The organism is Anaerobacillus alkaliphilus, assembly GCF_004116265.1.
GTDB lineage: Bacteria > Bacillota > Bacilli > Bacillales > Anaerobacillaceae > Anaerobacillus > Anaerobacillus alkaliphilus.
Genome location: NZ_QOUX01000046.1, coordinates 1,051,574 through 1,075,112 on the forward strand (window position 1 = coordinate 1,051,574; position 23,539 = coordinate 1,075,112).

Here is a 23,539-nt window from a genome sequence, read left to right on the forward strand (position 1 = left end):
GAGTTATGAAGTAGTCTACTCTTTCACTTCGTTTTACAGAGAGGTTTCATAAACCAAAATTTAAGATCCATTTCGAACATAGTATATCAACTATCTAGTTTTCCAAGTGTGATGAAAAGCACGTATACTTACAAATTAATAAAGTTCATTAAAATGTAACTTTTATATTGATATGAAAAGGAATAGCTGTCCACAAGGGACAGCATACCTTTTCTAATCCTATCAAAGAGCTTATTAGGCCCCTTTGCCTTTTTTAACAGGTTTTTCTTCTTTAATTTCACCTTTAGCTACTAATTCATCGTACCACTTGCCGTGGTGTTCTTTTGCGTATTTGACAGGAACGTCACCTTTCGTCATCCCTTGCATCGATGCTTTCGAGCCCGGGTGTCCAAGACTTAAGTAGATGTGTCCAACAACTACAGCCACCGAAAGACCAAAGGCAATATTATGGATCGGATAAGCCCATTGAATAAGCACTACTGGGAAAAGATGTGGCATCCACATAACAATACCTGAACCAATTAACATAGCTGCACAAGTGATTGTAAGTAAAGAGTTTAACTTTTCTCCTGCGTTAAAGAAATCTTGTTTTGGCATGTCTTTTACATGACCACCAAAGAACTCCTTCGGAAATTTCACGAAAAACATGATATCTTCTTTTCTCCAAGTAAGAGTCTGCTTAAGCCAGTGGAATAAGCTCTTTGGATCGACAAACATCATAACAATTGGAGGTAATACAAACAGTACTGCAAAAATTCTGTGTAATAATCGTAAGTTTTCTGGACCGCCGAAAATTGGATACATCCAACTAAAGAAATCCGTGTAAAGTGGTAAAGCCGTGATATACAGGGCAAAGAAAGCTAGAGCATTTGTCCAGTGAGCAATAATTACCCACTTGCTAAAACGCTTGACTGTTTGTTGTCGATTACTCATCGTGATCTCCTCCTTCTTGCCCTTGCTTGTTAAATAGTTTGTTCGAGATAAATCCACCGATAACTGCCATTGTAGTCACACCAAGCATCGCTTTTCCAAGTGGTTGTGCATAGTCCTTCCAGATTGTTGCCGAAGTCGGAACTTTCGGGTTTTCCGGTAAACCATAAACACTTGGTGGTTCAGCTAATAAATAGAACGTTTGTGTGCCATCTACACCGATCGGGTTATATATGTTGGCATTCGGATAACGATCTTTCACTTGTGCTAAACGCTCAAGAGCCATTGCTTCCATTTCCTCTTTGTCACCAAAAACTAGAGCATCCATATGACAAATGTTTACACACGCAGGCATCATATCTTCACGAAGTCGATCGATACACATTGTACATTTTTGTGCTTTTTCATACTCTTTTCCATTTTCATCTGTATATTTAGCTAGTTCAATGACACTAAACGGGCAGTTTTGAACACAATATCCACAACCAACACATTTATCATAGTTTGTATTTACAGTTCCAAATTCAGTGTAATGAAGCGCATCTTCTGGACAAACCTTGACACAAGCAGCATCTGTACAATGCATACAAGCCGAATGACGGAATAACCACTCAAATCTACCATCTTCTGCTTCATGCTCTGTGAATGTCAGCATGTTCCAGTTAAATGCATTACATTTATCATGAGATTGATAGCTTCCTTTAAACTCTTCAGGTGCTGCAGGAAGATCATTCCAGTTCTTACAAGCTACCATACAAGCGCGGCAGCCATCACAACGAGTGACGTCAACTAGTTTTGCAAATATAGTAGTCATTAGTTAGCCCTCCTAACATTACCAAGGAATGCTTTGTATTCTGGTATCATCGTGTTTGCATCGCCGATATGAGGTGTTAGTGTGTTAGCAATTGCTCCTGTAGCAATACCCATATACCCGAAATGCCAAGGCATTCCAATATGGTGCACTTTTTCGCCACGGATCATATACGGCTTAAAGCGTTTTGTTACCATTGCATATGCCTCGATTTCACCACGAGCTGAACTAATAATTACCTTATCCTTATTTTTAATGCCTTTTTCTTCAGCTAACTCTTCACTTATTTCAACAAACATGTTTCCTTGGAGTTCTGATAACCACTCTAAGTTACGTGTCATTGAACCGGACTGCCAGTGTTCTGTTAAACGGTACGTTGTCACTACCATTGGGTAGTCTGACTTCTTCCCTTTGGCGTTCATTTCGCCTGCCCAAATTTTAACAGCAGGGTTTAAATCAACACTTGAAAATGCATTTGGTACAGGGCTCTCAAAAGGCTCATAATGCTCTGGGAAAGGACCATCATTCATCCCTGCGAATAATCCACCACGACCATGTGCCATCATTAAGAATGGATCGTCACCACTGTGTCCAGCTAAAGCTTGGGCTCCTGGCTCACCTGGCGTTCCTGGTGCTTTAGCAGGAGGGAAATCAGGTACATCATAGTGTCCTGCCCATGTTTCGCCATTCCAACGGATTCCTTCACGGAAGTCCCACGGTTTCCCGTCAATCGTACAACCTGCACGGTTATATAGAATACGACGGTTTGCAGGCCATGAATAAGACCAGTTTAAGTAGTTTTCCATTCCTGTATCGACGCTATCACGATTTTTCGCTCTATTGTTTGTATCCGTTGGACCAGCATCAGGATAAAATCCACTATAGATCCAGTTACCACACGATGTTGTTCCATCATCTTTTAGTGCTGCAAAACCTGGAACTGTTCTTCCAGTTGTTAAGTCATAGCCATTGATTTCTTTATTTATTAAATCATTGTCTGGATAGTCTCCGTTGCCAAAGTCCCAATGAAGCGCTTGCTGAATTTTACCTTTTATGGAGTTGTCACCTTTATAAAGCTCTTTCACACGCTTAGATAAATTGTGTACAATCCAAAGGTCAGATTTAGAATTACCTTTAGGATTAATTGCTTTCCAACGGAATTGCATCCAACGACCAGAGTTTGTTACTGAACCTTCTTTTTCATATGGTCCGCAGGCTGGTAACATAAACACTTCTGTCTTAATACTTGCAGGGTCACTATTAGCTTCTTTCTTCCAGAATGCAGCTGTCTCAGTCTCCCATAAATCAATTGCTACTAACCAATCAAGATTAGCCATTGCCTTTTTCTCTTTATTTGTGTTTGGACCACCTACAACCGGATTTTGTCCCCAAACTAGCATTCCTTTTATATCTCCGTCATACATCGCTTCAAATAGAGAGATATGAGAAGAATTTCTACTATACTTAGGAAGATAATCATAGAGGAAGTCATTATCCTTCGTTGCACTATCTCCGTAGTAAGCTTTTAATAAACTAGTAAAGAATTTTGGACGGTTATTCCAGAAACCACCATGTGGTGTTTCGTTTTTAATATATGACTCATAATCTTTGTGTCTATCAGTCGATGTAGGTGCAGCCATATAACCAGATAAGTCTTGGAATAAAAGTGCAAAGTCAGTTGAGCCTTGAACGTTACACTCACCGCGTAATGCATTCACGCCACCTCCAGCACGTCCAACGTTTCCTAATAGCATTTGGATCATTGCGTAAGAACGAACATTCTGGGATCCAACTGTATGTTGTGTAGTTCCCATTGCGTACATAATCGTTCCGACTTTCTCTCTTGCTCCTGTCGCACAGAAAGCTTCAGCAACTTTTAAGTAATCTTCTTTTGGAGTCCCCGTCACTGCACATACAGTATCAACATCATAACGGGAATAGTGTTTTTTCATTAATTGAAATACTGAACGTGGGTGTTTTAGTGTATCATCTTTCTTGTAAGAACCATCTTCATTCATTTGGAATGACCAAGTACTTCTGTCATAGCTTCTTTTTTCTGCATCATAGCCTGAGAAAATACCGTCGTTAAAGTCAAAGCCTTCGTTTACTAAGAATGAAGCATTCGTATAGTTAACTACATATTCTTTATGAATAAGGTTGTTTTCAATAGCGTAGTTAATTAAACCACCAATAAAGGCGATATCCGTACCTGAACGCATTGGTGCATATACTTGAGCCACAGTTGAAGTACGTGTGTAACGAGGGTCAACGGAAATAATAGTTGCGCCTCTCTCTTTCGCTTTTTGGATATATTTCATACTAATTGGATGGTTCTCTGCAGGATTACCCCCAATAATTAGAGCACAATCAGTATACTGGATATCGTTCCAGTGGTTTGTCATTGCGCCACGACCAAATGTAGGTGCCAGACCGGCAACCGTAGAGCTGTGTCATATACGGGCCTGATGTTCAATAAAGGTTGCGCCTAATCCTCTCATAAACTTAGCAATTAAGTAACACTCTTCATTTTCAAGAGCAGCTCCACCTAGTGAAGCGATCGCTTCAGTACGATTAACTGTTATTCCATTATCTTTTTCTACGAAACTTTCATCGCGAGTCTTTTTAATATTTTGGGCAATCTTATCTAATGTCCAATCCCACTCTTTTTCTTCCCATCTGTCACTTCCTGGTGCACGATATAAAGGTTTTTCAAGACGTCTGTCAGAAGTATATAACTGACGAATTGACGTGCCTTTACTACATAATGAACCACGGTTAATCGGATGATCAGGATCCCCTTCTGTGAACAATACATCATTTTTCTCTTCGTTCACGTGTACTAAAATACCACACCCAACCGAACAATAAGGACAAATTGTTGGTGTAGTAGTAGTACGAGCAATTTTAAATTCTTTCGCTTGTGCTGAAGCCTCTTTTGGTTTGAAACCTAATTCAACAACTGCAAGCGTAGCGGCCGCTGTACCAGACAGCTTTAAAAACTGTCTACGTGATAAATCAAACATCGTTAGTCCTCCCCCTAAAATATCTGTAATTCATTCCCTTAAAAAAGTTCATTCATATAACTAAAATTAACTCCTGTGTAAATCTCTCTTTTTTAAGGCTGATCCCCAGCAACCTTTGAAACATCATTTGCAACTCTACCTTGAGATGTATAAACGGTAGCCATCTTTCCCCTCATGTAGCCGACAAGTTCAATTTGTAAGAAGTTTGCAAGTTGAACTGCTTGCTTTGTCGCTGCTGTTCTTGTGCCAATAATGCCAATCCCAAATCGGGCTGCTTTTGACAACATTTCATACGAAACTCTCCCAGTAGTCAGTAATATTAGACTTTTGGGATCGAGTCCTTCGCGAACTGCAAAACCAAGCACCTTATCGACCGCATTGTGACGACCAATGTCTTCGCGTACAAAAATGTTTCCATCTATATCAACAAGACAAGCGCCGTGCATACCCCCTGTTTCTAAATAAAGCGGAGAATTTAGAGCAAATTCATGACGCTTTTTTAATAAATAGGAAAGTGTGACGGTTCTGTTTGTCGAGATTTTTGGAAACATCTTCACATCGGTCATCGAAAAAAAAGTGACCCCTTTTCCACAACCAGCTGTAAAATGTTTTTGTTTCTGCGAAAACGTTTCGGCATCGAACTCTTCATTCATTTCTACAAGTACTCTACCGTTGTCTTCATCTATCGTTAACTTTTTCAAGTCACCGGGCCCATTAATAATACCTTCTGAATAGAGATAACCGACTGCCCAGTCATCTAAATCCGCTTTTGTTAACTGGTATGTTGCTAATTCGTAACCATTTAGATAAAGCGTAATAGGAAACTCATCCGGACAATATTTTCGAGTCATCCATATCCTCCCCTCTGTTTAGCTTTAGGTGGATAATTACTTCCTAATGCTAGACACGTTCATGAATACGGTTTCAATTGTAACCGTATATTCAAACCTTTCTTAAATCCCCATTTAAGAATACAACCATTAAAGTTCTGACTATTCACAAACTTTAACTTTTATAATATTTTTTAACTAAAATAATAGATTGCTAGTTACCAGTCTTCCCCAAGACTCGTTCGCTTAAATAATCACAAGCTTTTTTTAATCTATTATTAGTAACTGATTGTAGAATACCACTTTCGATTTATATATTTCTGTGACTTTAATCACTCCTGTGAACACTTTGTTACGATAGATACTTGATTTTTTAGAATTTATTTTTCTAGTAAAAAGTCTTCACTTCATTTCAAACTTAATGAAATCTCGTAAGATATGTAATTCCATATGTTCAGTCTTAAACTTTCACAAAGTCAAGATCTCACAAAATACTATCTTACTATAATATAACCATAAATATATTTTGTTTTAAGTTCACAAAATCCTTATTGTATTTTTTAAAAAATAGTTTGTATTTTTTTGATTTATAACTAAAAATAGTAAATAATAGATTTAATTAAAGAAAAGCGCAAGGCGCCCGCCTATCGGCGACAAGCAAATGTTCTGAACGAAAAAAGTGCGCTCTTTCACTTTTTATCGAGGGAAAAAGGAAGGCCACTTTTTCCTTGGTCAGGTTATTTGACCTCGAGCCGATGGCGCCAGGAGCTAGACAATATTTAAGTCGAAATTATATACTTTCCTATAATGTAAAGAAAGGATTAGCAGCTATATGCGTACTCTGATGTTGTTAACTATGGCAATCTTGGCTCTATTACTACCGTTGGTCATCCATGTAACCAAAGATACTCCAAAAAACGCTAGTGAGCATACCTTCCTAGACACTTCCAAAGACGAGATAAGTTCTGGTGTATTCCCACGATTTCATGATGACTCATTAGAACTAGAAAACTTAATTAATGAAATTAAGAAGACTTCATTTAAAACTCCAAAAGAATGGGGTGAAACTGTTTCTGGTGTAATAAATCATTTTTCTACGGATGCAAAAATAATTGCCTTAACATTTGATGCCTGTGGAGGTAAATGGGGTAGCGGATACGATGCAGACTTAATTGATTTTCTGATTAACGAAAACATCCCTGCAACATTGTTTATTAATAGCCGTTGGATCGATGCAAACTTAGACTTATTTTTATACTTAGCCTCTTTAGACCAATTTCAAATTGAAAATCATGGCACAGAACATCGACCCTTATCCTTAATCGGAGGAACAGCCTGGGGAATAAAAGGAACAACTAGTGTTGAGGAAGTGTTAACCGAAGTTACTACAAATTACAAAAAGATAAAAAACCTTACAGGACACTCTCCCATATACTTTCGCGCCGGTACTGCTTATTATGATGAAGTCGCTGTTAGTATCGTTGAGTTGTTAGGGATGAAGGTAGTCAATTATGATATTTTAGGTGACGCAGGTGCAACTTACTCCCCAAATCAAGTGAAGGAAGCGTTGTTAAAGGCAAAACCTGGTTCAATCGCCTTGCTTCATATGAATCAACCAACAAAAGGAACTGCAGAAGGCGTCAAAATGGCGATACCGCTACTGAAAGAACGAGGTTTTTCGTTTGTTACACTTGATGAAGGATTTGAGCTCTCATCTAATTAAATACAAAATAAAGAAAGCTCACGATCAATTTGGTTGTGAGCTTTCTTCTAATTGTTACTAACAAAACTTTTAGAATATCCGTTCAATAATCGTCGCATTTGCCATTCCGTATCCCTCGCAAATTGCTTGCAAGCCATACCTTTTTTGTTGACGTTCTAGCTCATGTAATAAGGTCGTCATGACCCTTGCTCCTGTAGCTCCAAGAGGGTGTCCAAGAGCAATAGCACCTCCATTTACATTTAATTTCGTAAGATCAATCGCAAGCTCTTTCGCCCATGCTAGTGGTACAGAAGCAAATGCCTCATTTACTTCAAATAAATCTATATCAGCAAGTGTTAGATTTGCCTTTTCTAAGACTTTTTGAGTTGCACTAATTGGTCCTGTCAGCATTAAAGTTGGATCAGTTCCAACCACGGCACGAGCAAGTATCCTAAATCTAGGCTTTACACCAAGCTGTTCAGCCTTTTCTCTAGACATAATTAAGACTGCAGCCGCACCATCACTAATTTGACTGGCGTTACCAGCCGATATTTTCCCCTCTTCTCGGAAGGGGGTTTTCAAATTACTTAAACGTTCAATCGTTGTATCACTTCTCGGGCCTTCGTCACTTTCAAGTAAGATTTCTTGCCCGTCTCTATTTGCTATTACTGGCATGATTTCTCTTTGAAAATATCCCTTCTCTATTGCAGACAATGCCTTTTCGTGGCTTTTCAGTGCAAACTCATCCAGCTCTTGGCGACTTAGTCCCCACTTGTCAGCAATTCTTTCGGCAGAAAGACCTTGATGAATGATTTCATATTTTGATTGCAGCTTTTCACTTTCTGTACGCCCTTGAAATTGTGAAAACATTGGAACCCTTGACATACTTTCTACACCACAAGCAATTACACAGTCCATGTCTCCACTGAGGATCGCTTGAGCTGCAAAGTGAATTGCTTGCTCACTTGAACCGCATTGCCTATCTATCGTTACTCCTGGAACTTCTTGTGGAAATCCTGCGATAAGGGAAGCTACTCTTGCAATATCAGCTGATTGCTCGCTTGCTTGTGTGACACAACCAGCAATTACATCATCAACTTCTCTCTTCTCAATTCCTGCTCTTTGAACGACTGCAGCTAAAACTAGCGCCAACATTTCATCTGGACGTATACCACTTAAACTACCATTTCTTTTTCCTATTGGTGTACGAACTGCTTCTACGATCACTGCTTCTCTCAATATACGTTTCAACTCCTTACATTTAATACGAAATACTCAGTTTTGTTCATCATCTTTGAAACTAAGAATATTCCCCAGGTACTTGTTCTGCTAATCTTTTTTTCTTTTTCTTAAACCAATTAAGAATAATTGAAAAGATACTTATGCTTATTATTGCAGTAATAGCTACATATATTGATAGGTCTTCATTGGTTCCAGAAAGCCTGCCTAAAGAAAAGAACAAACAAAACCAAATCAGTGCTGTTGTGTACGAAAGTAATGCAAAACGAAGATAAGATAACCGCATCATTCCATATAAAAAGGGAACGAAAATGCGTACACCTGGAATAAAGTAGCTAATAACTAACGAGTATACGTGATATTTTTTGATTAAATGAAGAGCTTTACGAATTGATTTTTTTGTTCCTTTTTTCATAGATAAAAAGCTTACTATTCTTTTGCCAATGACTCTTCCAAGAAAATAACTTGTGGTCAAACTTGCTAAAATTCCTAAATACCCAACAATAAAAACAATATCACTCTGTAGTAAATTTGTTGTGGAGATATATCCGATTGTTGTAACAATGGCCTCATTTGGAACAGGAACACCCAACATTCCTAACCATAGCCAGAGGAATATTCCCACATATCCCACGTCTTTTATGGTCGTTAACAGTACATCTAGTTCCATTTTTTTCTCCTTCTTCCTCGTTTAGAAAAAGTTTAATCTTGAATTCTAGACTGAAACTGCCTTATTTAGAAAAACGAAATATTCTAACAAAAAATATGTACCTTATATTTTAAACGGTGGAAAGGCATTTAGTAAATATAATTTCTATTTTTTTTAATAATCAAAAAATAACTTACAACCTATCAAAAACCCAAGTTTTTATAATAGCTAAATATTCTCTTGTCCAGAGCTTCCCTTTGACAACCCAAGGAGTTTCTGCCGCCAATGGATACGGCTCAAAACCTAGCCGCTTTGCAATAATCGTCGATCGAAATAAATGAAAATCATTTGTAACTACGACAATCTCTTTTACTTCCTCACCCAAGATTTCTCGGCTAAATGTAAAATTCTCGAAGGTATTCGTTGATACATCCTCTAGAATAATTCGTTCTTGAGCAATCCCCTGCTCTACTAAATATCTAGCCATTGCTTCTGCTTCTGATATCCATTCTCCCTCTCCTTGGCCCCCGGAAACGATCACTTTTGCCCCATCATTTTCTTGTAAGTATGTTAGCGCAGTCAACATTCGATAGTAGAGCGAGAGACTCATAACATCTCCATTTAATTTTGCGCCTAATACCATTACATGATCCACATCTTTCGGAGGAACTTGCTTGGCGGTATGTACCATTAAACTGTGCATAGTTATTACATAAAAAATAGGTACTAGTAGAAATACAGTACCTATGATCAAATATTTTTTCATTTATTTCTCACCCTAAACTATTAATCTTTTATCCTTATTTTACCACTTTAATAAATTTACAGCGATTACTTTTTTCAAGCAATCGCTGTAAATTTGATTTATCGGTTACTCTTTAATTTTTTTATTGAAATTAAAATCCAAATCTGCATTCCTAAGAATATAGGTAAGCCAAAGTACAACAAGTAAAGAATCCAATTAAGCGCTTCTTGTTCAGATAGTAAATTCATGTGATCCTCCTCTATTAATGACCTCTATATTGAAGATTTACATATTCATCAGTAGTGATCTTAACTTGAGCCGGTATTCGCAAGTATAAAAGATTGGCACTCATTGTACTGTCATGTCCTGGAAACATCTTTTCTCCAGTAAATTGAGTAATTGTAAATTCTTTATGAAATTGTGACAGCTTAAGATTTGTTCTGCCTGGTGGTATGATTGATAAGGTCTCATTATTTATTTCCAGACCAGGTGCAACAACTAGATCTGTATATTCAATGTCTGAAATAACATGTGGTGTAATATATCTAGAAACTCTAATTTCGTTTGTTAAAGCTTCATCTTTTTCAACTAACACCCAAACATACGCATGATTTTCATTGATGACCGTTCTTAAGTCTAAGACTGTACCTTCAAATGGGAATTCCCATTCATCCGTTACCTTTACACCCTCAATTTCTGCAAGATTTCCGTAGTTTAGGTTGGCGTAGAAAGCTTCAGCAATCTGTTGAGCCTTCTTTGAATTTGTTCCACTAGCCTCTCTTGGGATCGTGTAACTAAAAATAACCGATATGACTAATATTGCTCCGTATCCAGCCAATAGGAACCATATAACTTTTCCATTGAGGAATTTAGCGTTCTGTAGGACACTTCTACCAACTCCTGATATGATAGCTGCGATCAGTATAATAATGACGATTGGAAATAAAGACATCAGTATTGTCATCGTCTAACCTCCTGCTTATTCGAGATAAGGACTGTCAGAAAACAAAGGCCACTGATTACGAATACTACCTTTAAGGCTAGTATTAATAATGATGTTTCCGTTGCAAAGAATTTAGTCACAGATACTAACAGACCTCCACCGCCAGTTCTCGCTTCAAGGAAGATTAATCCAACAAACCCTACTGGTAATAGAATGACAAAAATTCTACTTAATTGTGTTATTCCTGCCACAACATAACCCAAAATTCCAAACAATGAAACATAGAGGACTGTTGTAATTACCCCTGTCAAAAGTTGGTTAAGCGGAACCGCAAAAGAATGACTAACAAGATTGTTTGCTCCTAGAAAATACATGATCGTCTTGATTAATGAACTTCCTAGCATGGCACAAATCCCACCAATAGTGGTAGCTGTTAACATAAAAGCTATATTTGAAAGATTACTAGTAAGTCGATTCGTCACAAACGAAAAATCACCTTCTCTAACCAGTCTTGAATTCATTGATACACCACTAATAAATGCCCAAAGCATGGTAAAGGCAATAATTACATTACCTGTATAAAAAGTGACATTAATCGAAAATCCATTACTTCCTGTTCCCATTGATCCACTTCCCATAAACGAGAAAGCTATTGCTGCAATCTGTGTTAAAAGTAATGACGTAAAAATCCCATAATGAGCACGTAATTTATATAGATATTGCTTCTTAATAAGTTCATTTATGTTAGCTTCTGTTAAATACATCATCAATTCCTCCCTTCGTTTTATTAGTTAGGTATACACAAACATCTTCGGGAGCAACGTGACTGATGTCAACTCCGTTTAAGCGAGCTTTTTGCAAATCTTCATGTGAAAAACTATTGTAAACCACGACATAAGCACTATCGGTTCCGACAGTTTTTTGATAGATAATCTCTTTTCCATACGTGAGATTGTCGACAGCTGCTTTTCTCCCACTTACACCTACTGCTAACTCTTTCAACTCTTCAATAGAAAGATGCAGATACTTTTCACCATCTTTAATCAAAAGCACTTCTTCGATGATTTCTTCAATTTCATTTAAATGGTGACTAGATAAGAGAATTGTTCTTGGATAAGCAAGATAGTCCTTTAATAACGCTCGGTAAAAGTCTTTTCTTACTGAGGTATCCATTCCAGTCGTTGGTTCATCAAAAATTGTTAGTGGACAACGAGACGCTAAACCAATAATCGAGTGAAAGGTACTCCTCATCCCTTTTGAGAGACTTTGATGAAATTGATCGGGATTTAATGAAAAATACTCAAAAAGTCCCTGTGCTAATTCCATATCCCAGTTTTCATAGAACTGACTCGCTGAGTGTAAAATGTCCATTAATGTTAAAGACTGTGGTAATGTCATTTGATCTTCTATAAAGATCATATTTTGTGATACTTTTAAACTATTAAAGGGATCTTCTGAGAACACATTTACTTCTCCCGAACTTGGCTTCAAAAATCCAGCAAGAGTTTTCAATAATGTCGTTTTTCCAGCGCCGTTACGGCCAATAATGCCAGTAATCTTATTTTTTTCAATTGTGAATGTTAAGTTTTTTAGAGCCACACCTTTCCCGTAATTTTTCGTTAACATATTACACTGAATCACATTCATTGCTTCTCCCCCTCTATTTTACTCATGGCTACCTTGATCATCTCAAACAACTCTATTTGACTAACCTGCAAACGTTCAGCTTCTCTAACCAAATCAATAACTAAATGATTTAACATCAATTCTTTTCGCTTCGAACGGATAATTGCATTTGCAGGTTCTGTCACAAACATACCTAACCCACGCTTCTTAAAAACAATGTTTTCATCTGCCAGGATCGTTAATCCTTTTGCTGCAGTTGCTGGATTAATATTAAACATCTCAGCAAGCTGATATTGGGAGTACACTTTTTCTCCAATACCTATGTTCCCATTTAATATTTCTGTTTCAATCCACTCGGCTATTTGGATATAAATTGGCTTTGCCCCATCCGTATTTAAATTCACATTGCACCTCCTATTCAAAAAAACATAGTACATTACTGTTGTAATGTACTATACATTATTTCTTTAATAATTACAACAAAAATCCAAAAATTAGGTGATAGTACAATTTGTAACCTTCTTCGTTGTTCAGACGACTATTTAACTAAGTATTTACATTGTTTTCTATTGTTTTATCTGTGATTTTATCTGAGGAATAAGGAGGTGATTAGTATAAAAGTAAGATAAGGGTTACAACGAGAAATCCTAGAAAGAATTAAGGAGCATCAGCCCCCCTGATGCTCCTCTTTTTCTATTGATTTGGCACTTTTCATAAACTTGCTCCTGCGGTTACTCGTCGCACAAAATAACTGCTCCTGCGGTTACTCGTCGCACAAAATAACTGCTCCTGCGGTTACTCGTCGCACAAAATAACTGTTGCTTTTTCAGTCTTAAATAAACGGAAAAATACCCTAGATGAAGATATCAGCTATTGATTATTACTTATTTCTAAAGAGAAGTAATGGCCCATAGAAAAAGCCTTTTCTAATTGGCACTTTAAAAATGGCTAGGGCTGATATCGTTGTTACTATTGACATAAGTAAAACGAGAACTGGGTACCTTCGAAAGAAATAACTATATAGGTACATTTTTATATACAATAACAATGACCATCCGAAATTCCATCCACGATTGAAATATAAAGTTCCTGTTTTATTAGCGACTACTTCAAAAAACATAGATGCGATAACCCAGTTGATGACATACTGTATTTGTTGTCTAGAAGTACTCGGGAACTTGGTTAAATATAATAAAACCAGTAATGGAGTGGCAATAAAAATATGTAATACCCTTAAAATTCTTGTACTTAAATATTTAGATTTAAAGTCCCATACTAAGAAATGCTTGCAAAGATAATAATACAAAGCATTAAATGTTGATGCATAAGCCATACTTGGAAAATGAACAAGTATTTGCTTAAATGATCGAGCTTGTATGTTTAATACAATCAATACAATTACAATAAGGACATTCAAATAGATACCTTCTTTCCTTAATCATAACTATATTTTTAACAAGTAATTGTAAATATATGTAAACTAAAATGAATTAAAACGCTCCTACTTGTAGGAACGTTTTAGAAATAGTCTTACTTTGCTTGGTAATATAATTTTCCAAACTCGATCACTTGTTCAGTACTACCGGTCCCCCAAACATCAATCCGATACACTTCATTATCTACTTGTTTATAAACGATTAAAGAATGACGCCCTGCTTGTAAGTCCATTAAAATGGCTAAGTCAGTACCGAAACCATCTAAGATGACTGACCCCTCTGGAAACCCTTGCCTGAATTGTGCTGTATGTTGATCAGTATCCACATGATTTAATGAGGTAGTCATTGCTTCATCATAGCTTTGCATTACAACCACCTTCTCGCCCGCTGTGTTAACATAGAGCTCAAAATATGACATTTCACCTGTATAGTTGCTTCCGTAGCTATCAACTTTTTGCCACCCTACAACTTCTTCTTGAATGTGGATCCATGGTGCCACTGAGAGAGCTTGTTCACCAGTAATCACATCTCCCTGAATAGCTTTTAAATTCTCAAATGTTTCTAGAGGTGTTACCAAACCTGATAAGTCTTCCTGATTAGATGAAATCACAATTTCTTGATTTGCCCAAAATAACTGATAATAGCCAAAACCTGTCGTCAAGATAAAAACACAAGCAAGACACAAAACCATTTGCCAACGTTTTATTCCAAAGAGACTTGTTTCATTTTCACTTTGATACTTATTCCATATTTTTGTGAATTGTGGTGGTTGTGGCTGAGTCACGACCATTTTATTAAGTACTGATGTTACTTGTTCATTAGATGATTTCATAAAGGTTTTCCCCCTTAGTAGCTGGTTTATATACTTTTCGAAGCGCTGTTAATGCTGCATGATATCTAGACTTGCATGTTCCTAATGGTATCTGCAATATATCCGCAATCTCTTGCAGTTTCAGCCCAGAATAAAAATGTAAAACAATGATTTCTTTATGATTTTGATTAAGTTTTTGAATTTCCATCCAAAGCTCTTTTTCTTCTTCAGTTTTTAATATCGTTTCTTCTAGCCATGCTCCATTTTTTTCAGGTAGTATACCTACAAAGCTCAACCATTTCTGCTTTCTTAAGAAATTGCGGGTCGTATTTACTGTAATTGTATACAACCAGGGCTTAATAGGCTTACTTTGGTCGTATTGCTCAAACTTCTTAAAAACCTGTAAAAAAACCTCTTGAGTAATGTCATCAGCTAGCGCTAGAGACTTTGTTAGTAGTAAGGCTGTACGGTGAATGTATGGGGAGTACTCAGCATACAGTTCACTTGCCTTTTCTTGAGTAATGTTCATTAACATTTCCCCTCCTTTTTGTTTTTCACTATAAGTACACATTGAATTTAGAAATAGTTCGCTTGTTTCATCATTTTTTTAGACAAGGCTCTTTTCGTAAACATTGTAGCTTTTTTACACTAAAATAATCGGAAAATACCCTAGATGAAGATATCAGCCAATAAATTAGGTAAGAAAAGAGCATTACTTACTAACTTAGTTGTGAATTCTTAGTATTTTGTGTAAAAATCCGGCTTTTGGGATTTTTACGAAAGCAACAAACTTTGCGAAAACAGCCTTAGACATAGAAAAGAGCTTGGATTTCCAAGCTTAAGCTTTCTAGTTTACATACTTTCATTGCCTGCAACTTCTGTTTATCTCCATAAAAAATTTAGGTAGATGACAAACCAATACATAGAGGATAGCCACTTCTCCTTTTCGTGTGGTACATTCTTATATAAGAACTTTAAAAGTTGAGGTGATAATATGACTAATTCCATACATTTGCTAGATACTCCTGCTTTACTATTAGATCTAACTTTGCTTGAAAATAATCTAGACGAAATTAGTGCGATTGCCAAAAAAAATCAAATTCAATGGCGTCCTCACATTAAAACTCACAAATCGATTCATATAGCTAAAATGCAACTAGCAAAAGGGGCTTGTGGTATTACTGTTGCAAAACTAGAAGAAGCAGAAATAATGGCAAATTCAGGTATCAAAGATATTTTAATTGCCTATCCCATTTCAAGTTCACAAAAACTGACGCGACTTCGGCAACTAACTTTGAAAGCAACCCTTACAATTGCTATCGATTCTGTTGAACAAGCAAAAAGAGTGAATGAAGCTTTCGAAGGAGAAAAGCCAATAACAGTTTGGCTGAAAGTTAACTCCGGTTTAAATCGCTGTGGAGTTGATATTGAAGAAGTCGTGGAAATTGCTTCGGTCATTAAGCGACTTTCTAATCTGCACTTCAACGGTATCTTCACCCATGCCGGACATTCATACGCAGCTACTTCCATTGAACAAATAAAAGAAATTGCTGAGAACGAAGCGAAGGTAGTTTTGGAGGCCGCAAAGCTTTGTGAAGATCTCGGACATCAAATTACACATAAAAGTATTGGCTCCACTCCAACCTTTAAATATGGAGCAGAAGTGGAAGGTATCACAGAAATTCGCCCTGGTAATGCCGCTTTTTATGATATGTGCCAAGTTGGCCTTGGCGTAACGTCAACTTCACAATGTGCGCTAACTGTTCTTTCATCTGTTGTAAGTATTAAGAGAGACCGCATTATTTTTGATACAGGAAGTAAAGCACTTTCCCTTGACCAGGGTGCTCATGGGAATAAATCAGTTGTAGGGTATGGAAAGGTTATTAACCACCCAAAGATCATCTTAGCTCGACTATCAGAAGAACATGGAGTGGCAACTTTTCTAGATAAAACAGATTTATCTTTAACAGATAAAGTGCAAATCATTCCGAACCATGCTTGCGTTGTTGCGAATTTATTTGATGAATACTTTGTTCATCGAGATGGCGAAATTGTGGATACATGGCAAGTGGATGCGCGCGGAAAGATGAGGTAGTGAATTTCCAACTAAAAAAGGTGAGGTAATCGTTATCGACTACTCTCACCTTCTTCTTTATAACCTTACACTTACGCAAACATTAAAATAGCTAAAAAATGGACAACTGTTCCTGCAAGGACAAACAAATGCCAGACCATGTGATGAAATCGGAACCATCGGAACATGTAAAATAATGCCCCAACAGTGTAAAGCAATCCACCTACAATCAATAACACAACTCCTACATCATCAAAATTTGTCACAAGAGGCTCCCATGCAAAAACAATTAACCACCCCATAACAACATAAAGGATTGTAGAAGCGTACATAAATCTCTTCACAAAGAATACCTTAAACAGTACGCCAATCCCGGCAATCGACCATAAGAGTATTAATAGGTAGATGGCCAACTTTCCACCTATAACATTAACTAAAATCGGTGTATATGAACCTGCAATAAACAAGTAAATGGAGGAGTGATCAAATATTTCAAATAAATTTTTTACTTTCCCTTCAGGAAATGCGTGAAGTAACGTCGATGATACATACAGAAGTAACATTGTTACCCCATAGATCGTATAGCTAATAATTGATGCTACCGAACCTTCTAGCGATGCAAAGACAATTAATAACGTTAATGCTGAAATACTAAATACAATCCCAATACCATGAGATATGGCATTAGCAATTTCTTCTCCCTTTGAATAACTATGTGTAGTTGCCATTCAACTATTACCCCTTTCCAATAAAGCTCACCATATATATTACCACTAGATTAGACTTTTACCCAGTGATATACATAATGCAATAATAGTTGATTTGGTGAAAAGCAAATTTTTTACTCCAACCACTCTAATCATGATGAGTGGGTATAAAAGCTTGTACGACCCTTATTTGGCATTTGGAAAGGTTAATGTAATATTTGTACCACTACCAATCATACTTGTCACTTCAATAGTTCCGTTCATTGATTTTATTATATTGATCGCTACCATTGTCCCAAGACCAGTGCCTGTTTTTTTGGTCGATTGATAAGGAACTCCGACCATTTCAATTTGGTCTTGAGACATCCCAATACCTGTATCTTTAATAAGAATTTGAACTTCCTTATTCGATGAATTAGCACTAATACTTAACTTACCGCCGTTAGGCATCGCTTCAATTCCATTTTTCGTAAGATTAATTAAGCATTGTCGAAACTTTTGCGTATCACCTATAATAGTGCCAGCTTTTACATCTGAACTGTCTATATCCACTCCAAACATCAGGGCATACGGTCTCATTACCTTAACAACGTATTCAATTTCATCCCAAAGTTCTAGCTTAATGAAGTTTATTTCCTCACTAGGCCTAGCATAGGTTAAATAATCTGTAATAATAGTCTGAGCTCTATCTAATTCTTGTAAAGAAAGATTGAGGTAATCCCTTCGCTTTTGGGTATCAATATTTTCATCTTTTAAGAGCTGTAAAAAACCTCTGGTAACAGTTAATGGATTACGCACTTCATGAGAGACACTAGCTGCTAGCTGACTAACAACCCGTAGTTTTTCTGCTTCATTTAATTCTTCCTTAAATCTGAAATTTTGAAGTAGGTACTCTATGATATACAAGATTAAAATCAAGGAAAGAATTAAAACTAAAAATTTATTTAGTAAGATTGAAATCTTGTATTCATCAAACGAATCGAAATAGAAAAAGAGTAAGCCATAATTTAAAAGGTAGATAAAACTTACAAATATAATACTGCTTAGTAGCTTAGTTGAGAACTTACTACGTTTAAAAGTTGAAGAAAAATAATATGTATAGAGGAACATGATAAATGTATGAACTACTGTAATATAAAAACCCAGATTTATACCCATAAAAAGCCGTACAGTTATTACTCCAAAAAACAGCGTAATTGCAACTTTTCTACCACCGTAAAGGGCACCAATTAAAAATGGCAATGCCCTTAAATCATAAATATTTCCATCAAGATCCGCAAAGGGAAACATCATACACAGAGTAATTGCGATCATTGAAACTACACTAATAAGTAGTTGTCGATATCTCTTTTCTAGTTCTGGCTTTAATAAGAACATATAATACATAAACGTACAAAACAGAACGATTAATACATTTAATAGTAGATAAATCAATAAAGCCACCTACCTTAAAATTAGGTATAAGATCATTTAATAACTTCTTTTTTAATAGAATTTTTTGTATGGAGTCCCCTAAGTTGTTCAATGATATACATGTTTGCTTACAGCTTCTTTAGTTTGATATGTATTATTCTTTAAATATCATGAAAAAACCTTCAAAATATTCAAATTATTTTCAATAAAAAAAGAACAAACCCAAGTCTGGGTTTGTTCTGGTGGTTCATGTATTATATTTTTTTGACGTTAGTCGCTTGAGGGCCGCGTTGACCATTTTCGATGTCAAAAGATACTTCTTGACCTTCTTCTAATGATTTATATCCTTCCCCTTGAATAGCTGAGAAGTGAACAAATACGTCATCTCCACCTTCACGTTCAATGAACCCAAAACCTTTCTCACTGTTAAACCATTTTACTTTACCTTGTTCCATTTCTTGTTTCCTCCTAGCATGTAACCATACATGAATATTGCAATTTTACTTGCTCTGTTATTATAACCATTCTTATGTATTTTAAATCTCTTTTTAGAAAAATTCGTAAAAAAATCTTACATGTAACCAGATAATGCAAAACAAAGACAGCCTTTGTTTAGGCTGTCTTACTTTGTTACTCGTAGCTTTTTTCTAATTCGTCAACAAGAGAACCAACATAAGCCACCGCTTTACGAATTGGATCCGGTGTAGACATGTCAACACCTGCATGTTTCAGTAAGTCTAGTGGTCTCATCGTACCACCGGCTTTTAGTACTTCAATCCAGCGGTCAACAGCAGGTTGCCCTTCTTCTCTTATCAGCTCTGCAACTGCTGTTGATGCAGTAAGACCAGCAGAGTAGGTGTAAGGGTATAGACCCATATAATAATGCGGCTGACGCATCCATGTAAGGGCAGCAGCATCATCAATTTCAACCGAGTCTCCCCAGAAGTTTTCTAAGAGTTCTTTCTTCTGCTCACTTAAAGTTAACGCTGTTATCGGCTTTCCTGCCTCAGCTAAAGTGTAAACTCTACGTTGTAACTCACCTTCTAGCAAGTGTGTAACAAAGTTGTGATAGTAAGTGCCTAACGATTGTAACAGAACCCATCGCTTCATTCGTGTATCATCCGTTGTTTTTAAAAGGTGTTGGCTTAGTAACAACTCATTAATCGTTGATGGTGCCTCAATAAAGTATAGTGACGGTCTAGTATTTACTAAACGTTGATTTCCATTTGCGTAATAAAAATGCCCAGCATGTCCTAACTCGTGTGTTAAAATAAAGGCTCCTCTCATTGTATCCGTCCAAGTAATAAGAATATATGGATGAACCCCATATGGACTCGAACAGAAAGCACCAGTTGCTTTCCCTACGTTTTCCGCCAAATCAACCCATCTTTCAGTTAATGCCTTTTTCATAACCCCGTGGTATTCCTCGCCCATTACTTCCAATGATTTTAAGATTGTTTCTGAAGCTTCTTCATATGTTGTTGAAGGATTAAAATCTGGGTCCAATGGTGCCTTTAAATCACAGAACATCATCTTATCTAAGCCAAGAACACGCTTTTTTAATTGTGCAAAACGACGCATATGTGATGCTAATTCCTTTTGAATAATGTCTAATTGATTATGATACATTTCCAAGGTAACTTGGTGGGGTTGTAATAACATATGAGTAACACTTTCATATTTACGTTGACGAGAAAGTACTACTTGCTTTTTTATTTCTGTAGAATATGTAGCTGCAAATGTATTTTTATATTGGTTTAATGTTTTTGAAAATGCTTCATATGCATTACGTCTAACTGTTGTATCCGTTGAAAGTTCATAACGATCTTCAAAGAGTGCAAAAGTTAACGGTAGTTCATTCCCTTCACCATCAGTAAAAGCAGGAAAATCCATATCCGATGATTTACTTACTTCATAAGTCATATAAGGCGATGATAATACTTGACCTAAAGCGGCTAAGGTTTCTTCTGTTTCTGGACTAAGCTGATGTGGCTTCTTCTCTAATAGTTCATGTAGATTTTTACTAAAAACTTCTAGACCCTTCTCTTCATTTAGATAACGCTCAATTGTCCCCTCCGGTAATGCCAGAATTTCTGACTCAACGAAAGTAAGCGCAGCTCCTACTGTAGCAAGCATAGCTCCTGTTCTCGCGGCATTTCCCTGATGACCAGAATTTGTACCATCTTCTGTTTGGCGTAATCTGGAGTAGGTTGCTACGCGAACAACTCTTTGATGAAGATCTTCTTGTGCATTCAGGCAATCTAGTAATACAGTTGCTCCTTCAGCAAGTCTCCCTTTAAATTGAACTACTGATGGAAGATCATCCTGAACTGAAGCAAGCTCTGCTTCCCATGCTTCCTCAGTTTCAAATAAATCTTCAAGGTTCCAAGTTAATTCAACTGGAACTTCACTACGTAATGTTTTTTTAGCCATTTATATGTGCTCCTTTACGATATATTTCGTATTACTAACAAATACATTATATCTTAAAAAAACCTTAGTGACAAAATATTTAAAAAATTTAATCATAGCTATACAAAAGCGCTAGGCAATAAAGCCTAACGCAAACATCTATCTATTTTCCTGTGCTTTAGTCCAGGTACTTAGGTGTATCGCTCCTAATTCAGGAATAGGTTCATCATTTAATACAGTAATATATTCTAGAGAATTTCCATCATTATCAACAAAGTAGTAACTAGCTGCAGGCATCCATGCATGAACAACTGGTTCACTAGCATCTAGCCCAAAACTAGGAACTACCTCAATCCCTTTTTCCGCCAAGTATTTCGGAGTATTCACTAACTCCTCAAAAGTTACCTGAAAAGCAAAATGAGATTTCACAAATTCATCTGAAGAAACTTTCCAAACACCAAGCATTTGTTCTTTTCGCTTACTATCTCCTAGCCAAAAAAAGGCAACTCTATCAGGTATGACATATGCAAGCTCGAGCTCGAGTTTTTGATAAAATGTAATGGCTTCTTCTAAATTTTTCGTTTTTACATGGGTTTCGTATAAATGAGCGTTTTTCAAGTTACTTCCCACCTTTGGGTTAATAAATAAACTAACATCCTACTAACCTAGTATTAACACAACTAATACGCACTTGGCAATATTTAACTTATAAAAAAAAACAGCAGATGCTGTTTTAAAATGTTATGTAAGTAATGGTGGAGACTAGCGGGATCGAACCGCTGACCTCCTGCGTGCAAGGCAGGCGCTCTCCCAGCTGAGCTAAGGCCCCAATAAAATTTTTACCGTGCACCTTCTATTGACCCGGTCACATAAGTGTTACTCATGTAGCTAGCTCGGTTAGGGCTACCTACGGCACACAGAATTATCTACTTATGGCTGCTCCCTTCCAGGCCTGACCAAATTCATAGATTTCTGTTGCGTAGACCCCAACGGTCAACACCGCTTGCATAAGTCAATCCTTACATGAACCGAACCGCTAGAAGGAGTTCAATCTTGCTAAGGCGGGTTGCAAGTTACAGGGCACCGCCATCTCCCCATCTAGCACGGTATGTATAAGATTACTGGTACATATGTCTTTGTTTGGTGACCCGTACGGGATTCGAACCCGTGTTACCGCCGTGAAAGGGCGGTGTCTTAACCGCTTGACCAACGGGCCAAAAATAAATTTCAACTGGCGGAGAAGGAGGGATTTGAACCCTCGCGCCGCGTTAACGACCTACACCCTTAGCAGGGGCGCCTCTTCAGCCTCTTGAGTACTTCCCCAGTTAATTTGTTCACTAAACCTTAATTTCAGGAACAGTTTAATTATATCACAATAATATTTACATTGCAATATTTTTTGTTTTCCTCAACGAAAGCTGTTATTACGTGAGTGTGCTTTACCTCTATTTTATTATATCAGAATATCAAATGTTTTACAATACTAATTTAGAATACTTATTGATATGGGGATGTGTTTTTTTAGTTACCTAGCAACGAAGCTACTGACCTCGTTCACACCGTGAGTAAACTTCTCTGAATACCTTCTTGCAGCTTTGCGACGAGGAAGCACACTTCGGAGCATTGCTTGTAGACGCAGGAAAGCTACTGTTCTCGTTCACATCCCCTGAGATGCTTCCTTGATTTACTCCGTGCAGCTTTGCATCGAGGAAGCCTGCTTCAGAGCGTTACTAGTAGACGCAGATGCACATATACCAGCTAGCCCTATCTTAAACTTTTTATTTAAACACAAAAAACACATCCACATGGGATGTGTTTTTTTACCTAGCAACGTCCTACTCTCACAGGGGGAAACCCCCAACTACCATCGGCGCTGAAGAGCTTAACGATCGTGTTCGGCATGGGAACGAGTGTGACCTCTTCGCTATCGCCACTAGATTATGTTTGAAAGAAATCATTCCTTCAAAACTAGATAACACACATTTAAGACTTGAGTAAAAATCAATTCTTATTTTTAGGATAAGTCCTCGACCGATTAGTATCTCTCAGCTCCACACGTCACCGTGCTTCCACCCGAGACCTATCAACCTCATCATCTTTAAGGGGTCTTACTGGATTAACTCCAAGGGAAATCTCATCTTGAGGGGGGCTTCATGCTTAGATGCTTTCAGCACTTATCCCTTCCACA

The 23,539-nt window shown here is 37.1% G+C and carries 21 protein-coding genes, 3 tRNA genes, 2 rRNA genes and 1 other RNA gene; 2 read left to right on the forward strand and 25 right to left on the reverse strand.

Annotated elements, in window-relative coordinates; genetic code table 11:
* Nucleotides 1-234 precede the first annotated feature (234 nt).
* The 4 genes from DS745_RS20300 to fdhD all read right to left on the reverse strand — a co-directional run bounded on the left by DS745_RS20300 (nt 235) and on the right by fdhD (nt 5,615).
* Nucleotides 235-933: a formate dehydrogenase subunit gamma gene (locus DS745_RS20300; protein WP_129080028.1), complete on the reverse strand. Its 699-nt coding sequence runs from the start codon at nt 931-933 to the stop codon at nt 235-237.
* Nucleotides 926-1,744 (reverse strand): 4Fe-4S dicluster domain-containing protein, encoded by an 819-nt coding sequence (locus DS745_RS20305; protein WP_129080029.1) that lies wholly within the window; start codon nt 1,742-1,744, stop codon nt 926-928. Before DS745_RS20305 ends, DS745_RS20300 begins: the two co-directional genes overlap by 8 nt.
* A complete protein-coding gene (fdnG, locus tag DS745_RS20310; protein ID WP_129080030.1) occupies nt 1,744-4,764 on the reverse strand; it encodes a formate dehydrogenase-N subunit alpha in 3,021 nt (1,006 codons plus the stop codon). The genes DS745_RS20305 and fdnG overlap by 1 nt, the downstream gene beginning before the upstream one ends.
* Nucleotides 4,765-4,856: 92 nt before the next feature.
* On the reverse strand, nt 4,857-5,615 hold the full coding sequence (gene fdhD / locus DS745_RS20315; RefSeq protein WP_129080031.1) for a formate dehydrogenase accessory sulfurtransferase FdhD: 759 nt from the start codon (nt 5,613-5,615) through the stop codon (nt 4,857-4,859).
* A gap of 811 nt (nt 5,616-6,426) precedes the next feature.
* Here fdhD and DS745_RS20320 point away from each other — a divergent pair.
* Nucleotides 6,427-7,317: a polysaccharide deacetylase family protein gene (locus DS745_RS20320; RefSeq protein WP_129080032.1), complete on the forward strand. Its 891-nt coding sequence runs from the start codon at nt 6,427-6,429 to the stop codon at nt 7,315-7,317.
* 69 nt (nt 7,318-7,386) lie between these two features.
* Here the strand turns inward: DS745_RS20320 and DS745_RS20325 are convergent, their stop codons facing one another.
* From DS745_RS20325 to DS745_RS20370, 10 genes are all read right to left on the reverse strand, one after another.
* Nucleotides 7,387-8,535 (reverse strand): thiolase family protein, encoded by a 1,149-nt coding sequence (locus DS745_RS20325; RefSeq protein ID WP_129080033.1) that lies wholly within the window; start codon nt 8,533-8,535, stop codon nt 7,387-7,389.
* Between the two features lie 61 nt (nt 8,536-8,596).
* Nucleotides 8,597-9,205: a DedA family protein gene (locus DS745_RS20330; protein WP_129080034.1), complete on the reverse strand. Its 609-nt coding sequence runs from the start codon at nt 9,203-9,205 to the stop codon at nt 8,597-8,599.
* Between the two features lie 172 nt (nt 9,206-9,377).
* The gene (locus DS745_RS20335) at nt 9,378-9,950 is read right to left on the reverse strand and encodes a YdcF family protein (RefSeq protein WP_129080035.1); all 573 of its coding nucleotides are present in this window, start codon (nt 9,948-9,950) and stop codon (nt 9,378-9,380) included.
* Nucleotides 9,951-10,191: 241 nt separating this feature from the next.
* A complete protein-coding gene (locus DS745_RS20340) occupies nt 10,192-10,893 on the reverse strand; it encodes a hypothetical protein (RefSeq protein ID WP_129080036.1) in 702 nt (233 codons plus the stop codon).
* Nucleotides 10,890-11,639, reverse strand: coding sequence for a hypothetical protein (locus DS745_RS20345; RefSeq protein WP_129080037.1), 750 nt, complete (start codon nt 11,637-11,639; stop codon nt 10,890-10,892). Before DS745_RS20345 ends, DS745_RS20340 begins: the two co-directional genes overlap by 4 nt.
* Complete coding sequence (locus tag DS745_RS20350; protein ID WP_129080038.1) at nt 11,617-12,519, reverse strand: ATP-binding cassette domain-containing protein; 903 nt, start codon at nt 12,517-12,519, stop codon at nt 11,617-11,619. Before DS745_RS20350 ends, DS745_RS20345 begins: the two co-directional genes overlap by 23 nt.
* Nucleotides 12,516-12,902 (reverse strand): GntR family transcriptional regulator, encoded by a 387-nt coding sequence (locus DS745_RS20355; RefSeq protein ID WP_129080039.1) that lies wholly within the window; start codon nt 12,900-12,902, stop codon nt 12,516-12,518. The genes DS745_RS20350 and DS745_RS20355 overlap by 4 nt, the downstream gene beginning before the upstream one ends.
* Before the next feature lie 476 nt (nt 12,903-13,378).
* A complete protein-coding gene (locus tag DS745_RS20360; RefSeq protein ID WP_129080040.1) occupies nt 13,379-13,915 on the reverse strand; it encodes a CBO0543 family protein in 537 nt (178 codons plus the stop codon).
* Nucleotides 13,916-14,028: 113 nt separating this feature from the next.
* Nucleotides 14,029-14,766, reverse strand: coding sequence for a hypothetical protein (locus DS745_RS20365; protein WP_129080041.1), 738 nt, complete (start codon nt 14,764-14,766; stop codon nt 14,029-14,031).
* Entirely contained in the window at nt 14,753-15,274 is a 522-nt protein-coding gene (locus DS745_RS20370; RefSeq protein WP_241657876.1) for an RNA polymerase sigma factor, read from the reverse strand. Before DS745_RS20370 ends, DS745_RS20365 begins: the two co-directional genes overlap by 14 nt.
* A 465-nt stretch (nt 15,275-15,739) precedes the next feature.
* Here DS745_RS20370 and DS745_RS20375 point away from each other — a divergent pair, with 465 nt between their 5' ends.
* The gene (locus DS745_RS20375; protein ID WP_129080043.1) at nt 15,740-16,840 is read left to right on the forward strand and encodes an alanine racemase; all 1,101 of its coding nucleotides are present in this window, start codon (nt 15,740-15,742) and stop codon (nt 16,838-16,840) included.
* A gap of 71 nt (nt 16,841-16,911) precedes the next feature.
* Here DS745_RS20375 and trhA read toward each other — a convergent pair whose 3' ends face one another.
* The 11 genes from trhA to DS745_RS20430 all read right to left on the reverse strand — a co-directional run.
* Entirely contained in the window at nt 16,912-17,547 is a 636-nt protein-coding gene (gene trhA / locus DS745_RS20380; RefSeq protein ID WP_129080044.1) for a PAQR family membrane homeostasis protein TrhA, read from the reverse strand.
* Between the two features lie 165 nt (nt 17,548-17,712).
* Nucleotides 17,713-18,960 carry an ATP-binding protein gene (locus tag DS745_RS20385; RefSeq protein WP_129080045.1) on the reverse strand — a complete coding sequence of 416 codons (1,248 nt, stop codon included), beginning with the start codon at nt 18,958-18,960 and terminating at the stop codon, nt 17,713-17,715.
* 233 nt (nt 18,961-19,193) lie between these two features.
* Nucleotides 19,194-19,394: a cold-shock protein gene (locus DS745_RS20390; RefSeq protein WP_129080046.1), complete on the reverse strand. Its 201-nt coding sequence runs from the start codon at nt 19,392-19,394 to the stop codon at nt 19,194-19,196.
* Nucleotides 19,395-19,569: 175 nt separating this feature from the next.
* Nucleotides 19,570-21,372 (reverse strand): oligoendopeptidase F, encoded by a 1,803-nt coding sequence (gene pepF / locus DS745_RS20395; RefSeq protein WP_129080047.1) that lies wholly within the window; start codon nt 21,370-21,372, stop codon nt 19,570-19,572.
* A 138-nt stretch (nt 21,373-21,510) separates the two neighbouring features.
* Nucleotides 21,511-21,969 carry a VOC family protein gene (locus DS745_RS20400; protein WP_129080048.1) on the reverse strand — a complete coding sequence of 153 codons (459 nt, stop codon included), beginning with the start codon at nt 21,967-21,969 and terminating at the stop codon, nt 21,511-21,513.
* Between the two features lie 135 nt (nt 21,970-22,104).
* Nucleotides 22,105-22,180, reverse strand: a tRNA-Ala gene (locus DS745_RS20405).
* A gap of 13 nt (nt 22,181-22,193) precedes the next feature.
* Nucleotides 22,194-22,458, reverse strand: an RNA gene (ffs, locus tag DS745_RS20410) — signal recognition particle sRNA large type.
* A gap of 34 nt (nt 22,459-22,492) precedes the next feature.
* A tRNA-Glu gene (locus DS745_RS20415) sits at nt 22,493-22,567 on the reverse strand.
* Between the two features lie 16 nt (nt 22,568-22,583).
* Nucleotides 22,584-22,674: transfer RNA gene (locus DS745_RS20420), tRNA-Ser, on the reverse strand.
* A gap of 499 nt (nt 22,675-23,173) precedes the next feature.
* Nucleotides 23,174-23,289, reverse strand: a 5S ribosomal RNA gene (rrf, locus tag DS745_RS20425).
* 77 nt (nt 23,290-23,366) lie between these two features.
* Nucleotides 23,367-23,539, reverse strand: a 23S ribosomal RNA gene (locus tag DS745_RS20430); the annotation flags it as partial.